This is a genomic window from Thauera aminoaromatica (assembly GCF_000021765.1).
GTDB classification, from domain to species: Bacteria; Pseudomonadota; Gammaproteobacteria; order Burkholderiales; family Rhodocyclaceae; genus Thauera; species Thauera aminoaromatica.
This window is the reverse complement of record NC_011662.2, coordinates 928,161-949,716: the sequence shown is the minus strand read 5'-3', so window position 1 is coordinate 949,716 and position 21,556 is coordinate 928,161. Positions and strand designations below refer to the sequence as shown.

Annotated in this window: 18 protein-coding genes and 1 pseudogene; 3 read left to right on the top strand and 16 right to left on the bottom strand. The window is 69.0% G+C overall.

Going from position 1 to position 21,556, the window contains the following annotated elements:
* Positions 1-6: 6 nt before the first annotated feature.
* Both TMZ1T_RS04185 and TMZ1T_RS04180 read right to left on the bottom strand, forming a co-directional pair.
* Positions 7-441 (bottom strand): bacteriohemerythrin, encoded by a 435-nt coding sequence (locus TMZ1T_RS04185; protein ID WP_012584678.1) that lies wholly within the window; start codon positions 439-441, stop codon positions 7-9.
* Between the two features lie 74 nt (positions 442-515).
* The gene (locus TMZ1T_RS04180; protein WP_012584677.1) at positions 516-1,145 is read right to left on the bottom strand and encodes a DUF938 domain-containing protein; all 630 of its coding nucleotides are present in this window, start codon (positions 1,143-1,145) and stop codon (positions 516-518) included.
* Positions 1,146-1,269: 124 nt separating this feature from the next.
* On the opposite strand from TMZ1T_RS04180, the gene TMZ1T_RS04175 reads away from it, so the two are divergent.
* The gene (locus TMZ1T_RS04175) at positions 1,270-2,469 is read left to right on the top strand and encodes a CaiB/BaiF CoA transferase family protein (protein WP_012584676.1); all 1,200 of its coding nucleotides are present in this window, start codon (positions 1,270-1,272) and stop codon (positions 2,467-2,469) included.
* A 117-nt stretch (positions 2,470-2,586) separates the two neighbouring features.
* Here TMZ1T_RS04175 and TMZ1T_RS04170 read toward each other — a convergent pair whose 3' ends face one another.
* From TMZ1T_RS04170 to TMZ1T_RS04140, 7 genes are all read right to left on the bottom strand, one after another.
* Entirely contained in the window at positions 2,587-3,771 is a 1,185-nt protein-coding gene (locus tag TMZ1T_RS04170; protein ID WP_012584675.1) for a Bcr/CflA family efflux MFS transporter, read from the bottom strand.
* Positions 3,772-3,953: 182 nt separating this feature from the next.
* Positions 3,954-4,598 carry a maleylacetoacetate isomerase gene (maiA, locus tag TMZ1T_RS04165; protein ID WP_004299448.1) on the bottom strand — a complete coding sequence of 215 codons (645 nt, stop codon included), beginning with the start codon at positions 4,596-4,598 and terminating at the stop codon, positions 3,954-3,956.
* A 5-nt stretch (positions 4,599-4,603) separates the two neighbouring features.
* Entirely contained in the window at positions 4,604-5,614 is a 1,011-nt protein-coding gene (locus TMZ1T_RS04160; RefSeq protein WP_012584674.1) for a fumarylacetoacetate hydrolase family protein, read from the bottom strand.
* Positions 5,611-6,162 (bottom strand): VOC family protein, encoded by a 552-nt coding sequence (locus TMZ1T_RS04155; RefSeq protein ID WP_012584673.1) that lies wholly within the window; start codon positions 6,160-6,162, stop codon positions 5,611-5,613. The genes TMZ1T_RS04160 and TMZ1T_RS04155 overlap by 4 nt, the downstream gene beginning before the upstream one ends.
* 153 nt (positions 6,163-6,315) lie before the next feature.
* Positions 6,316-6,552: a DUF2783 domain-containing protein gene (locus TMZ1T_RS04150; RefSeq protein WP_004299452.1), complete on the bottom strand. Its 237-nt coding sequence runs from the start codon at positions 6,550-6,552 to the stop codon at positions 6,316-6,318.
* A gap of 11 nt (positions 6,553-6,563) precedes the next feature.
* The gene (locus TMZ1T_RS04145; RefSeq protein ID WP_004299454.1) at positions 6,564-8,231 is read right to left on the bottom strand and encodes an FAD-dependent oxidoreductase; all 1,668 of its coding nucleotides are present in this window, start codon (positions 8,229-8,231) and stop codon (positions 6,564-6,566) included.
* A 155-nt stretch (positions 8,232-8,386) separates the two neighbouring features.
* Complete coding sequence (locus TMZ1T_RS04140) at positions 8,387-9,352, bottom strand: MBL fold metallo-hydrolase (RefSeq protein WP_012584672.1); 966 nt, start codon at positions 9,350-9,352, stop codon at positions 8,387-8,389.
* Between the two features lie 146 nt (positions 9,353-9,498).
* Here TMZ1T_RS04140 and TMZ1T_RS04135 point away from each other — a divergent pair, with 146 nt between their 5' ends.
* Together TMZ1T_RS04135 and TMZ1T_RS04130 are read left to right on the top strand one after the other, a co-directional pair.
* Positions 9,499-10,326: an IclR family transcriptional regulator gene (locus TMZ1T_RS04135; RefSeq protein ID WP_004299458.1), complete on the top strand. Its 828-nt coding sequence runs from the start codon at positions 9,499-9,501 to the stop codon at positions 10,324-10,326.
* Between the two features lie 67 nt (positions 10,327-10,393).
* On the top strand, positions 10,394-11,008 hold the full coding sequence (locus TMZ1T_RS04130) for a hypothetical protein (protein WP_012584671.1): 615 nt from the start codon (positions 10,394-10,396) through the stop codon (positions 11,006-11,008).
* A 145-nt stretch (positions 11,009-11,153) separates the two neighbouring features.
* Here TMZ1T_RS04130 and TMZ1T_RS21505 read toward each other — a convergent pair.
* The 7 genes and pseudogenes from TMZ1T_RS21505 to TMZ1T_RS04095 all read right to left on the bottom strand — a co-directional run.
* Positions 11,154-11,378, bottom strand: a pseudogene (locus tag TMZ1T_RS21505) (TSUP family transporter); the annotation flags it as partial.
* Positions 11,379-11,486: 108 nt separating this feature from the next.
* The gene (gene aroQ, locus TMZ1T_RS04120; RefSeq protein WP_012584670.1) at positions 11,487-11,924 is read right to left on the bottom strand and encodes a type II 3-dehydroquinate dehydratase; all 438 of its coding nucleotides are present in this window, start codon (positions 11,922-11,924) and stop codon (positions 11,487-11,489) included.
* Between the two features lie 204 nt (positions 11,925-12,128).
* The gene (locus TMZ1T_RS04115) at positions 12,129-13,592 is read right to left on the bottom strand and encodes a glutamate synthase subunit beta (protein WP_004299478.1); all 1,464 of its coding nucleotides are present in this window, start codon (positions 13,590-13,592) and stop codon (positions 12,129-12,131) included.
* Positions 13,593-18,275 (bottom strand): glutamate synthase-related protein, encoded by a 4,683-nt coding sequence (locus tag TMZ1T_RS04110; protein ID WP_012584669.1) that lies wholly within the window; start codon positions 18,273-18,275, stop codon positions 13,593-13,595.
* A gap of 413 nt (positions 18,276-18,688) precedes the next feature.
* A complete protein-coding gene (locus tag TMZ1T_RS04105) occupies positions 18,689-19,813 on the bottom strand; it encodes a deoxyguanosinetriphosphate triphosphohydrolase (protein ID WP_012584668.1) in 1,125 nt (374 codons plus the stop codon).
* A gap of 87 nt (positions 19,814-19,900) precedes the next feature.
* The gene (aroB, locus tag TMZ1T_RS04100; RefSeq protein WP_012584667.1) at positions 19,901-20,983 is read right to left on the bottom strand and encodes a 3-dehydroquinate synthase; all 1,083 of its coding nucleotides are present in this window, start codon (positions 20,981-20,983) and stop codon (positions 19,901-19,903) included.
* Positions 20,971-21,501, bottom strand: a complete 531-nt coding sequence (locus TMZ1T_RS04095) for a shikimate kinase (RefSeq protein WP_004299493.1) — start codon at positions 21,499-21,501, stop codon at positions 20,971-20,973. The genes aroB and TMZ1T_RS04095 overlap by 13 nt, the downstream gene beginning before the upstream one ends.
* Positions 21,502-21,556: the final 55 nt, after the last annotated feature.

The window sequence follows — 21,556 nt, the reverse complement described above, 5'->3', positions numbered from 1 at the left end:
GAGCTCCTAACGCACGACCGACTTGCGGAACAGCGGCACGAGCTGCATGTCCGACTTCATCACGTGATCCACCAGCCATTTGCGCAGAAAGGCGGTGATCTCGCCGCTCTGCGCCTTGACACCTTCCACCCCGCCATCGGAATCCTCGAGCGTGGCGTGGATGCGCTGCACGAGGATGTCGAGCTCGGCCAGCAAGGCGCGGTGTTCGAGCTTGTGCTGGTCGAGGTGGAGGTAGCCGTAGGCGATCTGGATGCGCTCCTCGCGCTCGAAGTGGTCCTCTGCGTAGCGTCGCAGCTCGGTCAGCGCCAGCTCGACATTGCGCGGGTCGTCCGGAAAGCGCAGCACGAGCTCCACCGTGTTGATGAGCAGGATCAGGTAGCGGTGGTCGGCGTCGATGTCGTCGTGGCCAATGCGGAATTGCGGTCGCCAGAAGATGGGCATGGGAGCCTCGGGAACGGTTCGGGGGCGTGGAAACGCATCAGCATCGATTGTCGCCGATGCGCCGGCCGCGCACATCATGCGCGCACGCCGAGCCCCCCACCGCGACGGAAGACCAGGCTGAAGTTGTTCGCCGGCATGTCGACCACCGCCTCCAGCCCGAAGCCACAACGCCGGGCCTCGGTCTCCACCGCCTCCAGGTCGCGCACCGCGAAGCGCGCATCGACGCTGCGCAGCCATTCGTCGAAGTCGGCGTTGCTCGGCGCGGTGTGGGCGCCGCCGCGGCGATACGGGCCGTAGCAGACCACCACGCCGCCTTCCGGCACGACCGCCGCCGCGCCCGCAAACAGCGCCGGCGTGCTCTCCCAGGGCGAGTAATGCAGCACGTTGATCGCCACGATCGCGTCCGCGGCGGCGACCGGCCAGGGGGTGGCGGCGAGGTCGAAGCACACGGGCGCCAGCAGGTTGGGCAGCCCGCTGTGCGCCACCCAGTCCGTGATCGAGGCCAGCGCCGCGGGGTCGGCGTCGCTCGGCTGCCAGCACAGCGCGGGCAGGTGGCGGGCAAAATGCACCGCATGCTCGCCGGTGCCGCTGCCGAGTTCCAGAACCAGCCCGTCGACCGGCAGCACGCGCTGCAGCACGGCGAGGATGGGGCCGCGGTTGCGCGCGGCGGAGGGGGAGAACTGGCGGCGGTCGAGGGTGGGCATGGGGCGCGGCGGGCAGGATGGAAGACGTCGCGATTATCGCCTGCTCCGGTTCGGCCAAGTGACGCAGGGATGCACGCCCGGAGGCTGAGATAATGACGCATCCCCTTCACCGCCCCACCCCACCATGACCACGCCCACCAAACCCCTCGCCGGCATCAAGGTCGTCGAGCTCGGCACGCTCATCGCCGGCCCCTTCGCCGCCCGCATCCTCGCCGAGTTCGGCGCCGAGGTGATCAAGATCGAAGCGCCCGACGGCGGCGACCCGCTGCGCAAGTGGCGCAAGCTCTACGAGGGCACCTCGCTGTGGTGGTACCTGCAGGCGCGCAACAAGAAGTCGGTGACGGTCAACCTCAAGCACCCCGACGGCGTCGAGGTGGTGCGCCGGCTGGTCGCCGAGGCCGACATCGTGGTGGAGAATTTCCGCCCCGGCGTGCTCGACAAGCTCGGGCTGGGCTGGGAGGCGCTGTCGAAGATCAACCCCGGTCTGGTCATGGTGCGCCTGTCGGGCTTCGGGCAGAGCGGGCCGATGGCGCAGCAGCCGGGCTTCGGCGCAATCGGCGAGTCGATGGGCGGGCTGCGCTACGTGACCGGCTTTCCCGACCGCCCGCCGGTGAAGACCGGGATCTCGATCGGCGACTCGATCGCCGCGCTGTGGGGTGCGCTCGGGGCGCTGATGGCGCTGCGCCACAAGGAAGTGAATGGCGGTGCAGGCCAGGTGGTGGATGTCGCGCTCTACGAGGCGGTGTTCGCGATGATGGAGTCGCTGGTGCCCGAGTTCGACGTGTTCGGCTTCGTGCGCGAGCGCACCGGCAACATCATGCCCGGCATCACGCCGTCCAACACCCACACCACCCGCGACGGCCGCCACATCACCATCGGCGCCAACGGCGACGCGATCTTCCGCCGCCTGATGCGTGCGATGGGGCGCGACGACCTCGCCGAGGACGCCACGCTCGCCGACAACGCCGGCCGCGACGCGCGACGCGAAGAGCTGTACGCGCTGATCGACGCCTGGGTGGCGCAGCACGACGAGACCGCGGTGCTGGCCACGCTGGCCGCCGCCGAGGTGCCGGCCTCGCGCATCTACTCGGTGGCCGACATGTTCGCCGACCCGCAATTCCTGGCGCGCGAGATGCTGCACAGCGTGAAGCTGCCGGACGGGCGCGACTGCCGCATGCCGGGCGTGGTGCCGAAGCTGTCGGGCACGCCCGGCGGCAGCGAATGGATCGGGCCGGCGCTGGGCGCGCACACCGACGCGGTGTTGGCGGGCCTGGGTTACGACGAGGCCCGCATCGCCGCGCTGCGCGCAGCCGGCGCGATCTGATCCGGCAACCTCCATGCAGGCCCCCCATGCAGGAGCGCCGCCAGGCGCCAATGCAGCGGTGGAACGAGCTCCGTTCCCCTCGGAGCCGCCCCGCTTCGCGCAACCCGCCCCATGCATTCAAGCCTGGCGCGGCACCCGGCCGACCAGCCCCCAGGCCACCGCGGCCGTCGCCACGCCCCAGAACCACATGCCGTGGGTCATCGGCAGCGGCGTCCCGTCCATGCTCGCGCCCAGCCACTGCCCCATCGCGAACGCCACCACCATCATCAGGAAGCCGCTCATCGCCGAGGCGGCGCCCGCCGCCTTCGGGAAGGGCCCGACCGCGCCCGCCTGGCCGCAGGGCTGGTGGATGCCGTGGCCGACCATGTAGATCAGCGCCGGCAGCAGGATCGGCCACACCCCCTCCAGGCCCGCCAGCCCGCCGAGCCCGAGCAGGCTGCCGCCCGCGAGCGAGAACACGCCGCCGATCGCCACCGTGCGCTGCACGCCGAAGCGCACCAGCAGGCGCCGGCACAGCAGGGTGCCGCCGACGTAGGCGAGCACGATCGCGAACATCAGCACGCCGTACTCGATGCGCGACAGTTCCATCAGGCGGATGAACACGAAGGACGAGGCCGCCAGCAGGGTGAACAGGCCGCCGTAGGTCGCCGCAGCCAGCAGCGCGAAGGCGAGGAAGGTGGGGTTGCGCAGGATGGTGATCCAGGTGCGCACCAGCGTGGCCGGGCGCAGCGCATCGGGGTCGGGACGCTGCAGGGTCTCCTCGAAGCGCAGCGCGATCAGTGCCAGCGTGGCCGCGCCGAACAGCGCCAGCGCCGACAAGGCGCTCCGCCAGCCGAAGAACTCGGCGAGCACGCCGCCGAGCGGGATGCTCAGGCAGGCGATCACGCCCAGCCCGGTGAGCCCCTTGCTGATCGCGCGCGCCCCGACCTCGGGGCTGTAGAGGTCGCGCACCAGCGCACGCGCGCACATCACCGACGCCCCCATCGCCGCGCCCTGGGCGATCCGCCACAGCAGCAGCGCCTCCATCGACCCGGCGAGCGTGCTGCCCACCGCCGCCACGACGTAGATCGCCAGCCCGAGCAGGAGCACCGGCCGGCGCCCGAAGCGGTCCGAGATCGGTCCCCACACCAGCTGCGACAGGCCGAAGGCGAGCAGCAGGCCCGACAGCGTGAGCTGCGCCTGCGCCACCGAGGCGCCCAGGTCCTGGGTGATCGAGGGCAGCGCGGGCAGATAGAGATCGGTGGTGACCGGCTGGAGGCCGAGCAGCAGCGACAAGGCAAGGACGACGAAAGCGGTCGACATCGGGACTCCGAAAACGGGGACCAAGCCCGCGGAAGATACCGCCGGTGGCAGGACGAAGGGCAAAAAAAGATCGTCGCCGGGCATCCCTGCGCGACTCGCGCACGCGCCCCGGTCTCCCTCGCCTGCGCGCGCAGCCATTCGCAACCGCTCACCTGCAAGACCGGAAAGCCAGACTGCGCCGCTCACTCGGCGTCGGGCTGGGCCTCGGGCGCGGCGCGCTGGAAAGCCTCCAGCCCGGCGCAGGTCTCCGCGATGCGCAGCACCGTCGGCATCGCCGCCAGCTCGCAGCCGAAGCGGCGGGCGTTGAAGACCTGCGGCACCAGGCAGCAGTCGGCCAGGCCGGGCGTATCACCGTGGCAGAACGCACCGGTACGCGCATCGCCGGCGAGCATCGCCTCCACCGCCTGCAGGCCGACGCCGATCCAGTGCCGGTACCAGGCGTTCTTCTGCTCTTCGCTGGCATCGAGCTCGCGCGTGAGGTACTGCAGCACGCGCAGGTTATTCACCGGGTGGATGTCGCAGGCGATCGCCTGCGCGATCGCACGCACGCGGGCGCGGTCGAGCGGCGCGGCCGGCAGCAGTGCCGGCTGCGGATGGCTCTCCTCGAGATACTCGATGATCGCCAGCGACTGGGTCAGCACCTGGCCCTGGTCCTCCAGCGCCGGCACCAGGCCGGCGGGATTGAGGCCCAGGTAGGCGGGCTGGCGGTGCTCGCCGCCGCCGCGCACCAGGTGCACCGGCACGGCCTCGTAGTCCAGGCCCTTGAGGTTCAGTGCGATGCGAACGCGATACGCGGCCGAACTGCGGAAGTAGGTGTAGAGCTTCACTTGCCTCAGCCCTTGCGCGCCGTCACCCGGTTCTCGATCGTGCCGAAGACGTTGCGGCCCTGGCGGTCGAACATCTCGATGCGGACGACGTCGCCGTCGCGCATGAAGGACGTGGCCGGCTTGCCCTGCTCGATGGTCTCGTAGGTGCGTACTTCGGCGAGGCAGCAGTAGCCGACGCCGCCGTGATCGATCGACGAGCCCCACAGGTCGCCCTGCTTGTTCGAGACCGTGCCCGAGCCGATGATCGAGCCCGCCTCGAGCTCGCGCGTCCTGGCGACGTGGGCGACGAGCTGGCCGAAGTCGAAGGTCATGTCGACGCCGGCCTCGGGCTTGCCGAAGAGCTTGCCGTTGAGGTGCACCACCAGCGGCAGGTGCACCTTGGCATCCCTCCAGGCTTCGCCGAGCTCGTCGGGCGTGACCGCGACCGGACTGAAGGCCGAGGCCGGCTTGCTCTGGAAGAAGCCGAAACCCTTGGCGAGCTCGTTGGGAATCAGATTGCGCAGCGACACATCGTTCACCAGCATCACCAGCCGGATCGCCTGCGCCGCCTCGGCGGGGGTGGCGCCCATCGGCACGTCGCCGGTCACCACCGTGACCTCGGCCTCGAAGTCGATGCCCCAGGCCTCGTCGGCCACCACCGCGTCGCGCGGGCCGATGAAGCTGTCCGAGCCGCCCTGGTACATCAGCGGGTCGGTGTAGAACGAGGGCGGCATCTCGGCATTGCGCGCCTTGCGCACCAGCTCGACGTGGTTGATGTAGGCCGAGCCGTCGGCCCACTGGTAGGCGCGCGGCAGCGGCGAGGCGCAGGCGGTCTGGTCGAAGGGCTGGGCGTCGACCGCGCCGCTGTTGAGCGCCTCATACACCTGGCGCAGCGGCGGCTCGCAGGCCTGCCAGTCGTCGAGCGCGGCCTGCAGGGTGCGGGCGATCGCCGGCACGGCACGGCAGCGGGTGAGATCGCGGCTGACGACGACCAGGGTGCCGTCGCGGCCGCCTTGCTTGAGGGTGGCGAGTTTCACTGGAACATCTCCTTGTAGCGGCCGTCGTGCATCCAGGCCGCGTGCCTGGGGGCCTTCTTGGTCTGCGCCCACTCCTCGAGCATGTCCCACTTGACCTTGTCGAGCGCCTCCAGCATGCCGGGGCGGTGGGTGTTGCAGGCGAGCTCGAGGCGGTGGCCGTTGGGGTCGAAGAAGTAGATCGACTGGAAGAGGGCGTGGTCGGTGGGACCGACGACCTGGATGCCCTCGGACTCGAGGCGGACCTTGGTGGCGAGCAGGGTCTCCATCGAGTCGACCTCCATCGCCAGGTGCTGGGTCCACGCCGGGGTGTTCTCGTCGCGGCCCATCGGCGCACGCGTGGGCAGCTCGAAGAAGGCGAGCACGTTGCCCATGCCGGCGTCCATGAAGATGTGCATGTAGGGATCGGGCTCGCCGGTAGAGGGCACGGCGTCCTCGGCGATCGACAGCACGAGCTTCATGCCGAGGTGCTTCTCGTACCAGCGCGCGGTCTCGAGCGCGTCCTTGCAGCGGTAGGCGACGTGATGGATCTTCTTCACGATCGGGGTCATTGCGGTCTCCTCGTCCTTGGTTCAGTGCCGAAGCTCCGTTGCGGCATTTCGGGAAGATAACGGAGCGCTCCGGTCCGGGCATCATCATTGCAGCGATCCCGCTCGCTGCACGTCGTCTGCAGCACGGCCACCATCGACCGGCTCGCGTAACGATCAGTCCTTTGCGACCACCCCTGCGCGAGCGATGCTCATCGCCTCGCGCAGCACCGCGATGTCGCCGATGTGGTTGGCGAGCAGCAGGATCAGGCGGGCGTTGACCATCTCGCTCTGCTCGTCGCTCAGATCACGGTGGGTCTCGATCAGGGCTTCGTAGAAATCGTCGCCGGGCGAGAAGGCACGGAAGTAGCGCTTGCCGGGTTCGAACAGGTTGGGCTGGGTGTTCAGGGCCATGACGGTCTCCTTCAGGCGTTGCAGGTGGCGCGGGCGACGGCGGCGCGCACGCGGGCCGGGTCGAGGGCGCGCCAGCGCGCGGCGACGTGCTGGTCGGGGCGGGCGAGGTAGGTGGTGCCGGGCTGCAGGTCGTAGCGCTCGCGGATGCGGCCCTTGGCGTCGATCAGCGTGCGCAGTCCGGCCGGCGCCCGGCCGCGCGCCGCGACCACGATCGGCTCCACCGGAATCGGCCCTTCCGCGAGCGACTGCAGCGCGGCCACGCTGGCGGCGTCGAGGTCGGCGGCGTCGGCCACGTAGTGCAGCAACTGGAAGCGGTCGCCGAGCACCTGCAGCAGCCAGGGCTCGCCGCCGACGGACTCGATCGGGGCGTCGTCCATCGGCGCGCCCGGCACCATGTTGCCGGCGAACACCGCATCGTCGGCGGTGTTGAGCCGCGAATCGACGAGGAAGCTCGGCACCGACAGGCGCCCGGAGTTGACCAGGGCGCGCGCGAAGGGATGGTGCTCGGCCAGGCCCAGCACCGCGTTGCGGAAGGTCCTGCTGGTGCGGCTCTTGGGCGTGATGAAGTCGGTCGAGCGCGTCGAGTTCATGATGTTCTCGTCCGCCGCGAAGCCGCGCTCGTCGCCGTAGGTGTCGAGCAGCGTGGCGGGCGCCTTGCCGTCCATCACCAGCGCGAGCTTCCACACCAGGTTGTCGGCGTCCTGGATGCCGGAGTTGGCGCCGCGCGCGCCGAAGGGCGAGACCTGGTGCGCCGAGTCGCCGACGAAGAGCACGCGACCGTGATTGAAGCGGTTCATGCGCCGGCACTGGAAGGTATACACGCTGACCCACTCGAGCTCGAACTCGCGATCGTCCCCGATCATCGCCTGGATGCGCGGGATCACGTTCTCGGGCTTCTTCTCCTGCTCCGGATCGGCCTGCCAGCCGAGCTGGAAGTCGATGCGGAAGACGTTGTCGGCCTGGCGGTGCAGCAGCACCGACTGGTTGGGATGGAAGGGCGGGTCGAACCAGAACCAGCGCTCGGTGGGGAAGTCCGCCTTCATGACCACGTCGGCGATGAGGAAGCGGTCCATGAAGACCTTGCCCTCGATATCCAGCCCGAGCATGGTGCGGATCGGGCTGCGCGCGCCGTCGGCCACCACCAGCCAGTCGGTGGTGAGCGTATAGGCGCCATCGGGCGTCTCCACGCGCAGGCTCGCCTGCTTCTCGCCGGGGGTGACCGCGATCACGTTGTTCCTGAAGCGCATCTCGAGGTTCGGGAGCTTGCGCGCGCGCTGCACCAGGTAGTCCTCGAGGTAGTACTGCTGCAGGTTGATCATGCCCGGACGGTGATGGTCGGGCTCGGGACAGAGGTTGAAGTTGAACACCTCGTCCTCGCGGAAGAAGGTGCGGCCGACGTTCCACGACACGCCCTTCTGCACCATCTCCTCGCCGCAGCCGAGGCGATCGAGCACTTCGAGCGTGCGCTTGGCGTAGCACACGCCGCGCGAGCCGATCGACACCGTGTCGTCGTTGTCGAGCAGCAGCACCTGCCGGCCCTGGCGGGCGAGGTCGATCGCGGTGCACAGACCCACCGGGCCGGCGCCGACGATCACCACCGGGTAGTGGCCGTCGCGCCCTTCGGCGATCTCGGGCGGACGGACGTATTCGAACTTGGGGTATTGGTACGTGCTCAGCACGGCGGTCTCCTCCGGGTTTGTTCGTGTGCGCCGGGGCCGCGTCTTGGCGCGCGGTCCTGCGGTGCGGTGCGGGGCGCCGCAGCCGGCGCCGGACGCTGCTGGAAATCAGGGGTGCGAGAGGCGCGGCGCCACACGACGCCCTGCCCGCTGCAGGCTCAGCCCTGCTGCAGCGCGTGCCACATCTGCTGGTCGCGCTCGGCGGTCCAGATGCGCGGATCGCGGATGCCGCTCGCCTCGTCGTGGGCGCGGGTGACGTCGAAGGGCAGGCAGTGCTCGTAGATGAAGACCTGGCCGAACTTCGGGTCCATGTTGGCGCGGGTGTGCGCCATCGTCGCCTTCAGGTCCATGCCCTTCGCGACCGCCTCCTGCGCGCTGCGGTACAGCGTGGAGACGAAGTCGCGCGTGTAGGCGAGGCCGGCCTGGACCTTCTCCGGCGTCATCAGCGCCGGGCCGCGGCCGGGCACGAGCTTGGCGAAGTTCATCGCTGCCAGGTTGTCGAGGGTCTGCGGCCAGTCGGCGAGGTAGGCGTCGCCGGTGTAGCAGGCGGCGTCGGCCTCGACCAGGTCGCCGGAGAAGCAGATGTCCTGGGCGGGCAGATAGACGATGGTGTCGCCCTTGGTGTGGCCGCGGCCGAGCTGCTTGATGCGCACCTCGAGCTTGCCCATCCACACGGTCATCTCGCCACTGAAGGTCATGGTCGGCCAGGTCAGCCCGGGCACGCTCTCGACCGCCTGGAACAGGCGCGGGAAGCGGCCGATCTCGGAGTCCATGTCCTGCTGGCCGCGCTCGACGATGAGGTCCCAGGTGTCCTTGCTGGCGATGATCTGCTCCAGGCCCTCGGCCTTGTAGCCCGAGGCGCCGAGCACGCGCACCGCGTGGTAGTGGGTGAGCACCACATACCTGATCGGCAGGTCGGTGATCTCGCGCACCTTGGCGATCACGCCCTGCGCGGCCACCGGGGTGGCGGTGGCGTCGATGATCATCACGCCGTCGTCGCCGATGATCACGCCGGTGTTGGGGTCGCCCTCGGCGGTATAGGCATAGGCGTTTTCGGACAGCTTCTCCCAGCTGATCTTCTTCTCTTCGAGGTCGGCCTGGGAGGCGAATTTCTTGGTGCTCATGAGGGGAGGTCTCCGGTGATGTGCAGCGATGGATCCATACTAGTTGTGAGTTCGTTAATAGTCAATACGTTTGTTATAGGCAAATCTTCCGGATACGCGGCCAGTCCGGTGGACTGTTAAGATGCGCCGCGAATCCGGAGAGCAGCATGCAGGACATCCCTAATCCCTCCCCCTCGACCGCACGCGATGCGGCCGAGTCCGCCGCCGAGCGCCGCGGCATCCAGTCCATCGAGGTCGGCGGCAGCCTGCTGTCCGCCCTGGTGCGCGAAGGCAAGCCGATGATGCTGAAGGACCTCGCACGCGAGGCCGGCATGCCGGCGGCCAAGGCGCATCCCTACCTGGTGAGCTTCGGCAAGCTCGGCCTGGTGGAGCAGGACGCGCTCACCGGCCGCTACGGGCTCGGCCCGTTCGCGCTGCAGATGGGCCTGAGCGCGCTGCACGGCCTCGATCCGATCAAGGCGGCCCTGCCCGAAGCCGCCCGGCTCGCCGACGACATCGAGCTCAACGTGGCGATCGCGGTGTGGGGCAACCACGGCCCCACCGTCGTGCACATCGAGGAGTGCAGCCGCCAGATCCACATCAACATGCGGCCCGGCACGGTCATGACGCCCTTGCTGCTGTCGGCCACCGGGCGCGTGTTCGCGGCCTTCCTGCCGCAGCGCATCGTCGCCCCCGTGCTCGCCGCCGAAGCGGCTGCGGTGGGCGCCCCACCGCTGGAGATGTCCCCCGCCGACGTCCGGGCGGTGCTCGACGAGATCCGCACGCAGCGCCTCGCGCGCGCACTCGGCAATCCGATCCCGGGCATCCATGCGTTTTCCGCGCCGGTCTTCGACGGCGGCGGCCAGCTCGCGCTCGCGATCACCGCGATGGGACCGGTCGGGAGCGTCGATCCGGACTGGGAAGGCCTCACCGCATGCCGGGTGCGCGCGGCAGCGAAGGCGATCGAGCGCCGCCTCGGCAAGCAGGCGGCCTGAGCCACGTCAAGGCGGCCGACACCGGCGCGGACGGAGAATCGGCGCTCCCCAACGCCCCGGAGCGAGCATGTCCAGCGAACGTTTTCCCGCTTTCTTCGACCAGGTGCCACGCCTCGTGGTGCGCGATCCGCTCGCCGAGTTCCTCGGCGCCGCCGAGGGGGGCGTGCTCGAGTACGGCTACGCCGACGCGGTGCGCCTGGCCGGCCATTCCTGCCCGACGGTGGCCTCGGCCTACGCCCTCGCCCATCACGCGATGACGCGGCTCTTCCCCGGCGCATTGCCCGTGCGCGGCTTGGTGCAGGTGGGCTTCCAGCATCCTCTCGACGAGGGCGTGACCGGCGTCGTCGCCGCGGTGGTCGGGCTCCTCACCGGCAGCGCCCAGGACGGCGGCTTCAAGGGCATCGCCGGGCGCTTCGTGCGCCGCAACCTGCAGCGCTTCGGCGAACCGCAGCCGCTCGCGCTGCGCTTCAGCCGCAGCGACACCGGCGCCTCCGTGGACGCTGCCGCCGAACTGGCAAAGGTGCAGCCCCACCCCGAGATGGCCGAGCGCATGGGCCGCTGCATGCGCGGCGACGCCGACGCCGGCGAACTGCAGCGCTTCGGACAGCTGTGGCAGGACCGCGTCCGGCGCGTACTCGTCGAGCACTGGGACGACCCCGAGGTGTTCCACTTTTCCGGCTGATCGGCCGGCTTCCGCCGCCCAGCCCGTCCCATAGCAGCTTGGCGCCGCACGACCGGGCGAAGGGCAGCACGCGCGGTCCTTCGCCGGTCGCGGCGTCCGCGGTGCGCCGGCGCAGCAGGCGGTCGGCAACGAAGGCGAGCACGATCAGCCCGAGCACGAGCTTGACCATGCGGTCGGAGAGCACGCCGCAGAGCAGCGTCCCCGCGCCGATGCCGAGCAGCGCGGCCGGGATCAGGTGGCGCAGATCGCCCCGGTCGGCCTTGCCGCGCCACACCCGGATACCGACGATGTCCATCGCGCTCAGGATCGGCAACACCACCGCCACCGCGTCGCGCGGCGGGATCCACATCGACATGAAGGGCACCGCCAGCCCGCCGAGCGCCTCGGCCAGCCCAGCCTTGGAGATGCCGGTGAGCAGGATGGCGAGGCGGTGACGAACCAGCCGAGGGCGTCCATCGCCGGGCAGGCGCGGGTGCGATCAGCTCAGGCGGAGGGCGATGTATTGCAGCGCGAGACCGTAGCCGTGCACGCCGAAGCCGGCCATGACCGCCTCGGCGACGTCCGACAGGTAGGAGTGGTGGCGGAAGGGCTCGCGCTTGTGCACGTTGGAAATATGCACCTCGACGAAGGGGATCGCCACCCCGGCGAGCGCGTCGCGGATCGCCACGCTGGTATGGGTGTAGGCACCCGGATTGATGAGGATCCACGCGACGCCCTCGGTGCGCGCAGCGTGGATGCGATCGACGATCGCGCCCTCGTGGTTGCTCTGGAAGCACAGCAGCTCGATGCCGAGCGCCTCGCCCTGCGCGCGCAGGCCGCTCTCGACGTCGGCAAGCGTGGTCGCGCCGTAGATCACGGGCTCGCGGGTGCCGAGCAGGTTGAGGTTGGGGCCGTTGATGACGAGGACCTTGGGCATGGGGGGCGCGCTCCGGGCGGCGGGTAGAAAAAAAGGCGGTCCGCGGACCGCCTTTCGCAAATCGCTTCAGCGCAGAGGATATCAGCGCGGCAGCAGGCTCTCACCCATCAGGAACTCGTCGACCGCACGGGCACACTGGCGGCCCTCGCGCCTTGCGGGCCGGTCGGCCCGCAATCGTCAACTCTCCCCTCGTGGGCGATTCGCCTATCGGGGCAACAAGCTCTCACCCATCAGGAACTCATCGACCGCACGGGCGCACTGGCGGCCCTCACGAATCGCCCACACCACCAGCGACTGCCCGCGGCGCATGTCGCCGGCGGCGAAGACCTTGGGCACGTTGGTGGTGTAGCTGCCTGCACCGTCGGTGCTCGCCTTGGCATTGCCGCGGGCGTCCTTGTCCACACCGAAGGCTTCGAGCACGCCGCCCACCGGCTGGGTGAAGCCCATCGCGAACAGCACCAGGTCGGCCTTGATCTCGAACTCGGAGCCCGGCACCTCGGACATCTTGCCGTCCTTGAACTCCAGGCGACAGGCCTTGAGCGCCTTGACCTTGCCGTTCTTGCCGATGAACTCCTTGGTGGCGACGGCGAAGTCGCGCTCGCAACCTTCCTCGTGCGAGGACGAGGTGCGCAGCTTGGTCGGCCAGTAGGGCCAGGTCAGCGCCTTGTTCTCCTGCTCGGGCGGCATCGGCATGAGCTCGAACTGGGTCACGCTGGCTGCGCCGTGGCGATTGGAGGTGCCCACGCAATCTGAGCCGGTGTCGCCACCGCCGATCACCACCACGTGCTTGCCCTTGGCCGAGATCGGATTGGGCTTGTCGCCGGCGACCTGCTTGTTCTGCGGGATGAGGAACTCGAGCGCGTAATGCACGCCGCCGAGCTCGCGGCCCGGCACCGGCAGGTCGCGCGGGATCTCGGAGCCGCCGGCGAGCACCACGGCGTCGAAGTCCTGCTTGAGCTGCTCGGCGCTGACGACCTGCTTCGCATCATTGACGATGCCGGCGGGCACATTCTGCGCGCCGACCAGCACGCCGGTGCGGAACACCACGCCCTCGGCCTGGAGCTGCTCGACACGGCGGTCGATCAGCGACTTCTCCATCTTGAAGTCGGGGATGCCGTAGCGCAGCAGGCCGCCGATGCGGTCGTTCTTCTCGAACACGGTGACGTCGTGGCCGGCGCGCGCGAGCTGCTGCGCGGCCGCGAGGCCGGCCGGGCCGGAGCCGACCACGGCGACCTTCTTGCCCGTCTTGACCTCGGCCGGCTGCGGCACCACCCAGCCCTCTTCCCAGGCCTTGTCGATGATCGCGTGCTCGATCGACTTGATGCCCACCGCGTCGGTGTTGATGTTCAGCGTGCACGCCGCCTCGCAGGGTGCGGGGCAGATGCGGCCGGTGAACTCGGGAAAGTTGTTGGTCGAGTGCAGCACCTCGATCGCCTCGCGCCAGTGGCCGCGATACACGAGGTCGTTCCAGTCCGGGATGATGTTGTTGACCGGGCAGCCGTTGTTGCAGAACGGGATGCCGCAGTCCATGCAGCGCGCGCCCTGGACCGACGCCTGCTCGTCGGTGAGGCGGACGACGAACTCCTTGTAGGTCTTCAGGCGCTTGTCGACCGGCTCGTAGGCCTCGGACAGACGCTGATATTCCATGAATCCGGTGGGCTTGCCCATTTATGCGGCCTCCTTCTCAGCTTCGCGCTGCTGAGCCATCTCGGTCAGCGCGCGGCGGTACTCGTGCGGGAACACCTTGACGAACTTCTTCCGCCAGAGGCCCCAGTTGTTCAGGATCTCGCGCGCACGCACGCTGCTGGCGAAGCGGACGTGGCGCTCGATCAGGCCCTTGAGGATGAGCTCGTCGCCCATCGTCAGGTGGTCGATATCGACGCGGCCGTGGGACTCGAGCTCGTCGCCCGACTCCGAGCCCTTGCGCGCGGCGATCTCCTCGGGCAGCGGCTCGAGCGCGACCTGCGCCATGTTGCAGCGCTGCTCGAACGTGCCATCCTCGTCGAGCACGTAGGCCACGCCGCCCGACATGCCGGCGGCGAAGTTGCGCCCGGTCTCGCCGAGCACGACCACGGTGCCGCCGGTCATGTACTCGCAGCCGTGGTCGCCCACGCCCTCCACCACCGCGGTGGCGCCGGAGTTGCGCACCGCGAAGCGCTCGCCCGCGACGCCGGCGAAGTAGACCTCGCCCTCGGTCGCGCCGTAGAGCACGGTGTTGCCGACGATGATGTTCTGCGGCGTGTCGCCGCGGAACTCGGCCTTCGGGCGCACGATGATGCGGCCGCCCGAAAGGCCCTTGCCGACGTAGTCGTTGCCCTCGCCCACCAGCTCGAGCGTGACGCCGCGCGCCAGGAAGGCGCCGAAGCTCTGCCCGGCGGTGCCGTTGAGGCGGATGTGGATGGTGTCGTTGGGCAGGCCGGCATGGCCGTAGCGCTTGGCCACCTCGCCCGAGAGCATCGCGCCCACGGTGCGGTTGATGTTGCGCACCGGCAGGTCGATGTTGACCTTCTCACCCTTCTCCAGTGCCGGCTTGGCGAGCACGACGAGCTGCTTGTCGAGTGCCTTGTCGAGGCCGTGGTCCTGCGTCTCGCGATGCAGGCGCGGCACCTCGGCGGGCACGTTGGGCAGGTAGAAGATGCGCGAGTAGTCGAGGCCCTGCGCCTTCCAGTGCGCGATGCCCTTCTTCATGTCGAGCAGGTCGGCACGGCCGATGAGCTCGTCGAAGGTCCGCACGCCGAGCTGCGCCATCAGCTCGCGCACTTCCTCGGCGACGAAGAAGAAGTAGTTGACCACGTACTCGGGCTGGCCCGAGAAGCGCGCGCGCAGCACCGGGTCCTGGGTGGCGACGCCGACCGGGCAGGTGTTGAGGTGGCACTTGCGCATCATGATGCAGCCCTCGACGACGAGCGGCGCGGTGGCGAAGCCGAACTCGTCGGCGCCGAGCAGCGCGCCGATGACGACGTCGCGGCCGGTCTTGATCTGGCCGTCGACCTGCAGGCGCACGCGTCCGCGCAGGCGGTTGAGCACCAGGGTCTGCTGGGTCTCGGCCAGCCCGAGCTCCCACGGCGAGCCGGCGTGCTTGATCGAGCTCCACGGGCTCGCACCGGTGCCGCCGTCATGGCCGGCAACCACGATGTGGTCGGCCTTGGCCTTGGCCACGCCCGCCGCCACCGTTCCGATGCCGATCTCGGACACCAGCTTGACCGAGATGCTCGCGGCCGGGTTGGTGTTCTTGAGGTCGTGGATGAGCTGCGCGAGGTCCTCGATGGAGTAGATGTCGTGGTGCGGCGGCGGCGAGATGAGGCCAACGCCCGGCACCGAGTGACGCAGGAAGCCGATGTACTCCGAGACCTTGTGGCCGGGCAGCTGGCCGCCCTCGCCGGGCTTGGCGCCCTGGGCCATCTTGATCTGGATCTGGTCGGCGTTGATCAGGTACTCGGTGGTGACGCCGAAGCGGCCCGAGGCCACCTGCTTGATCGCCGAGCGCAGCGAGTCGCCGGCGTTGAGGTCGAGGTCGCGCGCGATGCGCTTCTCGCCGATCACCTGCGACAGCTTGATCGCCTCGGTCAGCGGCTTGAAACGCATCGGGTCTTCGCCGCCCTCGCCGGTGTTCGACTTGCCGCCGATGCGGTTCATCGCCACCGCAAGCGTGGTGTGCGCCTCGGTGGAGATCGAGCCGAGCGACATCGCGCCGGTGGCGAAGCGCTTGACGATCTCCTTGGCGGGCTCAACCTCGTCGAGCGGCACCGGGGTGAGCGCGGCCTTGAGCTCGAACAGGCCGCGCAGCGTCATGTGGCGGCGGCTCTGGTCGTTGATGATCTTGGCGTATTCCTTGTAGGTGTCGGCCTTGCCCGAGCGCGTGGCGTGCTGCAGCTTGGCGATCGCGTCCGGCGTCCACATGTGCTCCTCGCCGCGGATGCGGAAGGCATACTCGCCGCCGGCGTCGAGCATGTCGTGCAGCACCGGGTCGGTGCCGAAGGCGGCCTTGTGCAGGCGGATGGATTCTTCCATCACCTCGAACACGCCGATGCCCTCGACCTGGCTGGTGGTGCCGGTGAAGTACTTGTCGAGCAGCGCCTGCTTGAGGCCGACGGCTTCGAAGATCTGAGCGCCGGTGTAGGACATGTAGGTCGAGATGCCCATCTTGGACATCACCTTCATCAGGCCCTTGCCGATCGCCTTGACGAAGTGCTTGACGTACTTGGCCGCGGTCTCGGCGTCGTCGGCCAGGTGGGCCAGGGTCTCGAGCGCGAGGTAGGGATGCACGGCTTCGGCGCCGTAGCCGGCGAGCACCGCGAAGTGATGCACCTCGCGCGCCGAGCCGGTCTCGACCACCAGGCCGGTGCGGGTGCGCAGGCCCTTCTCCACCAGGTGCTGGTGGATCGCGGACAGCGCCAGCAGCGCGGGGATGGCGACGCGGTCGGCGGCGAGCTTGCGGTCGGACACGATGAGGATGTTGGTGCCCGCCAGCACCGCGTTCTCGGCGTCGGCACACAGCGAGGCCAGGCGCGCCTCGACGCCCTCGTTGCCCCACTCGGCCGGGTAGCAGATGTCCAGCTCGGCGGAGCGGAACTTGTTCTGCGTGTAGCGCGCGATGTTGCGGATCTTGGCCATGCCCTCGAAGTCGAGCACGGGCTGGCTCACCTCGAGGCGGAAGGGCGGGTTGATCTCGTTGATCTCGAGCAGGTTGGGGCGCGGGCCGATGAAGGAAACCAGCGACATCACCATCTGCTCGCGGATCGGATCGATCGGCGGGTTGGTGACCTGCGCGAAGAGCTGGCGGAAGTAGTTGAACAGCGGCTTGTTCTTCGAGGACAGCACCGCCAGCGGCGAGTCGTTGCCCATCGAGCCGGTGCCTTCCTCACCTGCCTTGCCCATCGGCTCGAGGATGAACTTGATGTCCTCCTGCGTGTAGCCGAAGGCCTGCTGGCGATCGAGCAGCGGCGCGACGCGCTCGTCGGCGGCGGCGGTGTCGAGCACGGCCGGCGCCTCGAGGGTGTCGAGCTTGATGTTGATGCGGCGCAGCCAGTCGGCGTAGGGCTTGGCGTGGGCGAGCGACTCCTTGATCTCCTGGTCGCCGATGATGCGGCCCTGCTCCATGTCGATCAGGAACATCTTGCCGGGCTGCAGGCGCCACTTCTTGACGATCTTGCTGTCGGCGATGGGCAGCACGCCGGACTCGGAGGCCATCACCACGAGGTCGTCGTCGGTGATCAGGTAGCGCGCCGGACGCAGGCCGTTGCGGTCGAGGGTGGCACCGATCTGGCGGCCGTCGGTAAAGGCCACCGCCGCGGGGCCGTCCCAGGGCTCCATCATCGCCGCGTGGTACTCGTAGAAGGCGCGGCGCTTCTCGTCCATCTGCGTGTGCGACTCCCAGGCCTCGGGGATCATCATCATCATCGCGTGGGCGAGCGAGTAGCCGCTCATCACCAGCAGCTCGAGCGCGTTGTCGAAGGAGGCCGAGTCGGACTGGCCGGGGTAGATCAGCGGCCAGATCTTCTGCAGGTCGTCGCCGAGCAGCGGCGAATGCACGCCCTTCTCGCGCGCGCGCATCCAGTTGTAGTTGCCGCGCAGGGTATTGATCTCGCCGTTGTGCGCGATGTAGCGGAACGGGTGGGCGAGGTTCCACTTCGGGAAGGTGTTGGTCGAGAAGCGCTGGTGCACCAGCGACAGCGCCGACACCGCACGCTTGTCGAGCAGGTCGGGGTAGTACTCGCCGACCTGGTCGGCGAGCAGCAGGCCCTTGTAGTTCACGGTGCGTGCCGAGCACGACACCATGTAGAACTCCTTGGCGTGCTTGAGCTTGAGCGCGCCGATGGCGTTGGCGGAGCGGCGGCGCACGACGTAGAGCTTGCGCTCGAGCGCCTCGGTGACCATGACGTCGGGACCGCGGCCGATGAAGATCTGGCGGATCATCGGCTCCATGGCCTTGACCGTGGGCGACATCGGCATGTCGCGGTTGACCGGCACGTCGCGCCAGCCGAGCACGACCTGGCCTTCGGCCACGACCGCACGCTCGATCTCCTGCTCGCAGGCGAGGCGCGAGGCGGCTTCCTTGGGCATGAACACCATGCCGACGCCGTACTCGCCGGGCAACGGCAGGGTCACGCCCTGCGCCGCCATCTCCTCGCGGTAGAGCTGGTCGGGGATCTGGATCAGGATGCCCGCGCCGTCGCCCTGCAGCGGGTCGGCGCCCACCGCGCCGCGGTGGTCGAGGTTTTTCAGGATCTCGAGGCCCTGCAGAATGATGTCATGACGTTTCTCGCCCTTGATGTGGGCGATGAAACCCACGCCACAGGCATCGTGTTCATTGGCGGGGTCGTACAGACCCTGCTTTTGGGGCAGATCCATCTTCGATTCCTCAAACGACACTCAAGATCACGCGCTCGGAGCCGGAAAAATCGGCCGCAAGGCCATCACCGACAAACCGAACGCGCACAAAAAAGCCGGGCGCGCGCGCACCGGCTTTGTAGTCTGCACCAATCTGGTGCAGAAACAGCGACTAGACGGGGTCGAAGGCTAGCCTTTTCAGGCCTCATGCACCATTTTGGACACTACCGTCCTGTTCGCTGCGGTCGAAAAAACTATACCCCCCAAAGCTCGCCGGATTCAACAGTTTTTTTGCACTGCGGCACGCGGCGAAAACCCCAACCACGACGCTTTCCGCAGCAGCGCCAAACGGCGCGAATGCGACCGTGACGACGGCGAAACGCTTCGACCGCAGGAAGGCGGCCTTCCCCGCCTCACACCTCACGCCTCACGCCTTAATGGATCTCCCCCACCGCGAACAGCCGCCGGTGCTCCTTCATCGCATAGCGGTCGGTCATGCCGGCGATGTAGTCGGCGATGGCGCGCGGCTTGTCCTCGCGCGCCATCGCCTGATACTGCGGCGGCAGGATGTGGGGGTCGTCCATGAACGCCGTGAACAGGTCGCCGACGATGCGGCGCGCCTTGTTGGTCATGCGCAGCACCTGGTAGTGGCGATAGAGCTTGTCGCGCAGGAAGACCTTGAGCTCGCGCAGGCGCGGCAGCAGCGTGTCGGAATACGCCACCAGGCGCGGCGCGGCATGGACGTCGGCGAGCGTCCGGACGCCTTCGGCGGCGATGTTGGCGCGGGTCTGCTCGATGAGGTCGATCACCATCAGGTGGATCATGCGTCGCACCGTCTCGTTGATCAGCTTGCGCCCCGACAGCCCCGGCCAGCGCGCCTCGGCCTCGCGCCGCTGCACCGCGAAGATCGGCACCTCGTCGAGCTGCTCGAGCGTGATCAGCCCTGAGCGCAGGCCGTCGTCCACATCGTGGTTGTTGTAGGCGATCTCGTCGGCGAGATTGGCGAGCTGGGCCTCGAGTGAGGGCTGGGTGCTGTCGAGGAAGCGCTGGCCGAGCTCGCCGAGGCGCTCGGCGTTGGCGCGCGAGCAGTGCTTGAGGATGCCCTCGCGGGTCTCGAACATCAGGTTGAGCCCGTCGAAGCCGGCGTAGCGGTCTTCGAGCAGGTCCACCGTGCGCAGCGACTGCAGGTTGTGCTCGAAGCCGCCGAAGTCCTTCATGCAGGCGTTGAGCGCATCCTGCCCGGCGTGGCCGAAGGGGGTGTGGCCGAGGTCGTGGGCGAGCGCGATCGCCTCGGCGAGGTCCTCGTTGAGACCGAGCTCGCGCGCGAGGCCGCGGGTGAGCTGGGCGACCTCGAGGCTGTGGGTGAGGCGGGTGCGGAAGAGGTCGCCCTCGTGGTTCACGAACACCTGGGTCTTGTATTCCAGGCGGCGGAAGGCGGTGGAATGCACGATGCGGTCGCGGTCGCGCTGGAACTGGCCGCGCGCGACCGGGGCGGGCTCGTCGTGGACGCGGCCGCGCGAGGCGGCCTCGGTGACGGCATAGGGGGCGAGTTGCTGCATGCGGGCTCCTCAAATGACGCGGCATGACGAAAACAGCCAGGCGTTTGTGCGGCACCACGCGCGGGCGAGCCTGCGCCCGCCGCCGGCTCAGCGGCAGCGCGCCTCGATCGCCGCGGCGATCTCGGAGGCCGGCGCCTCGCCGTGCATCACCGCGCGCCCCATCTCGCGCAGCAGTACCAGGCGCAGCTTGCCGGCCTCGACCTTCTTGTCGTGCGACATCAGCTCGACGTAGCGCTCGACACCGAGCCGCGGCCCCCACACCGGCAGGCGAGCGCGCTCGAACAGCGCCTCGATGCGCGCCACCGCGGCGGCGTCGATCCAGCCCAGGCGGCACGACAGCTCGGCGGCCATCATCGTGCCGGCGGCAACGGCCTCGCCGTGCAGCCACTCGCCGTAGCCGAGGCCGGTCTCGATGGCATGACCGAAGGTGTGGCCGAGGTTGAGCAGCGCGCGCTCGCCCTGCTCGGTCTCGTCGGCCGCCACCACCTCGGCCTTGTTGCGGCAGGAGCGCTCGATCGCCCACGCCAGCGCGTCGGTGTCGCGCGCCACCAGGCGGTCGAGGTTGACCTCCAGCCAGGCGAGGAACTCGGGGTCGCGGATCAGCCCGTACTTGATGACCTCGGCCAGGCCGGCGGAGAGCTCGCGGTCGGGCAGGGTGTCGAGGGTGTCGATGTCGGCCAGCACCATACTGGGCTGGTAGAAGGCGCCGATCATGTTCTTGCCGAGCGGGTGGTTGATCGCGGTCTTGCCGCCCACCGAGGAGTCGACCTGCGAGAGCAGCGTAGTCGGCACCTGGATGAAGGGCATGCCGCGCTGGTAGCAGGCCGCGGCGAAGCCGCCCATGTCGCCCACCACCCCGCCGCCGAGCGCGACCAGGGTGGTCGAGCGCTCGCAGCGCTCCGCGAGCAGCATGTCGAAGATGCGGTTGAGCGTCTCCCAGTCCTTGTGCGCCTCGCCGTCGGGCAGCACCACCGCTGCGGTGCGCACCCCCGCCCCTTCCAGCCCGGCGCGCAGACGCTCGAGGTAGAGCGGCCCCACCACCGCGTTGGTGACGATCGCGACGCGCCGCGTCTTGAGGTGGGGGAGGATCAGGTCGGTGCGTCCGAGCAGGCCGCGGCCGATGTGAATGGGATAGGCGCGCTCGCCGAGCGCCACGTTCAGGGTCTGCATGTGTCGGCCTTGTAGCGGGCGAGCGCCTCCTCGATCTGGCGCACCATGTTGCAGGGGTTGCCGCGCCCGCCTGCGAGGATGATGTGGGCGGTCTCGCGATAGAGGGGGTCGCGCGCGCGGTGAAGCTCCTCGATGCGCTGGCGCGGATTTTCGACCTGCAGCAGCGGGCGGTTGCGGTCGTGGCGGGTGCGCTCGAACAGCACCTGCGTCGGCACGTCGAGGTAGATGACGATGCCGCGCTCGCGCATCAGCTCGCGGTTGAGCGGGGTGACGACGACCCCGCCGCCCGTGGCGAGCACGAGGTCGGGCTCGCGGGTGAGCTCGTCGATCATCTGCGTCTCGCGGCGGCGGAAGCCCGCCTCGCCCTCGAGCTCGAAGATGGTCGGAATGCTGACGCCGGTGCGCGCCACGATCGCCTGGTCGCAATCGGCGAAGCGCATCCTGCGCCTGCGCGCCAGTTCCTTGCCGACCGTGGTCTTGCCGGCGCCCATCATGCCGATCAGTATCAGACAGCTCACGCGTGACTCGCCGGAAATCCAGATGAAAAAGGGCGGGCATCCATGCCGGACGCCC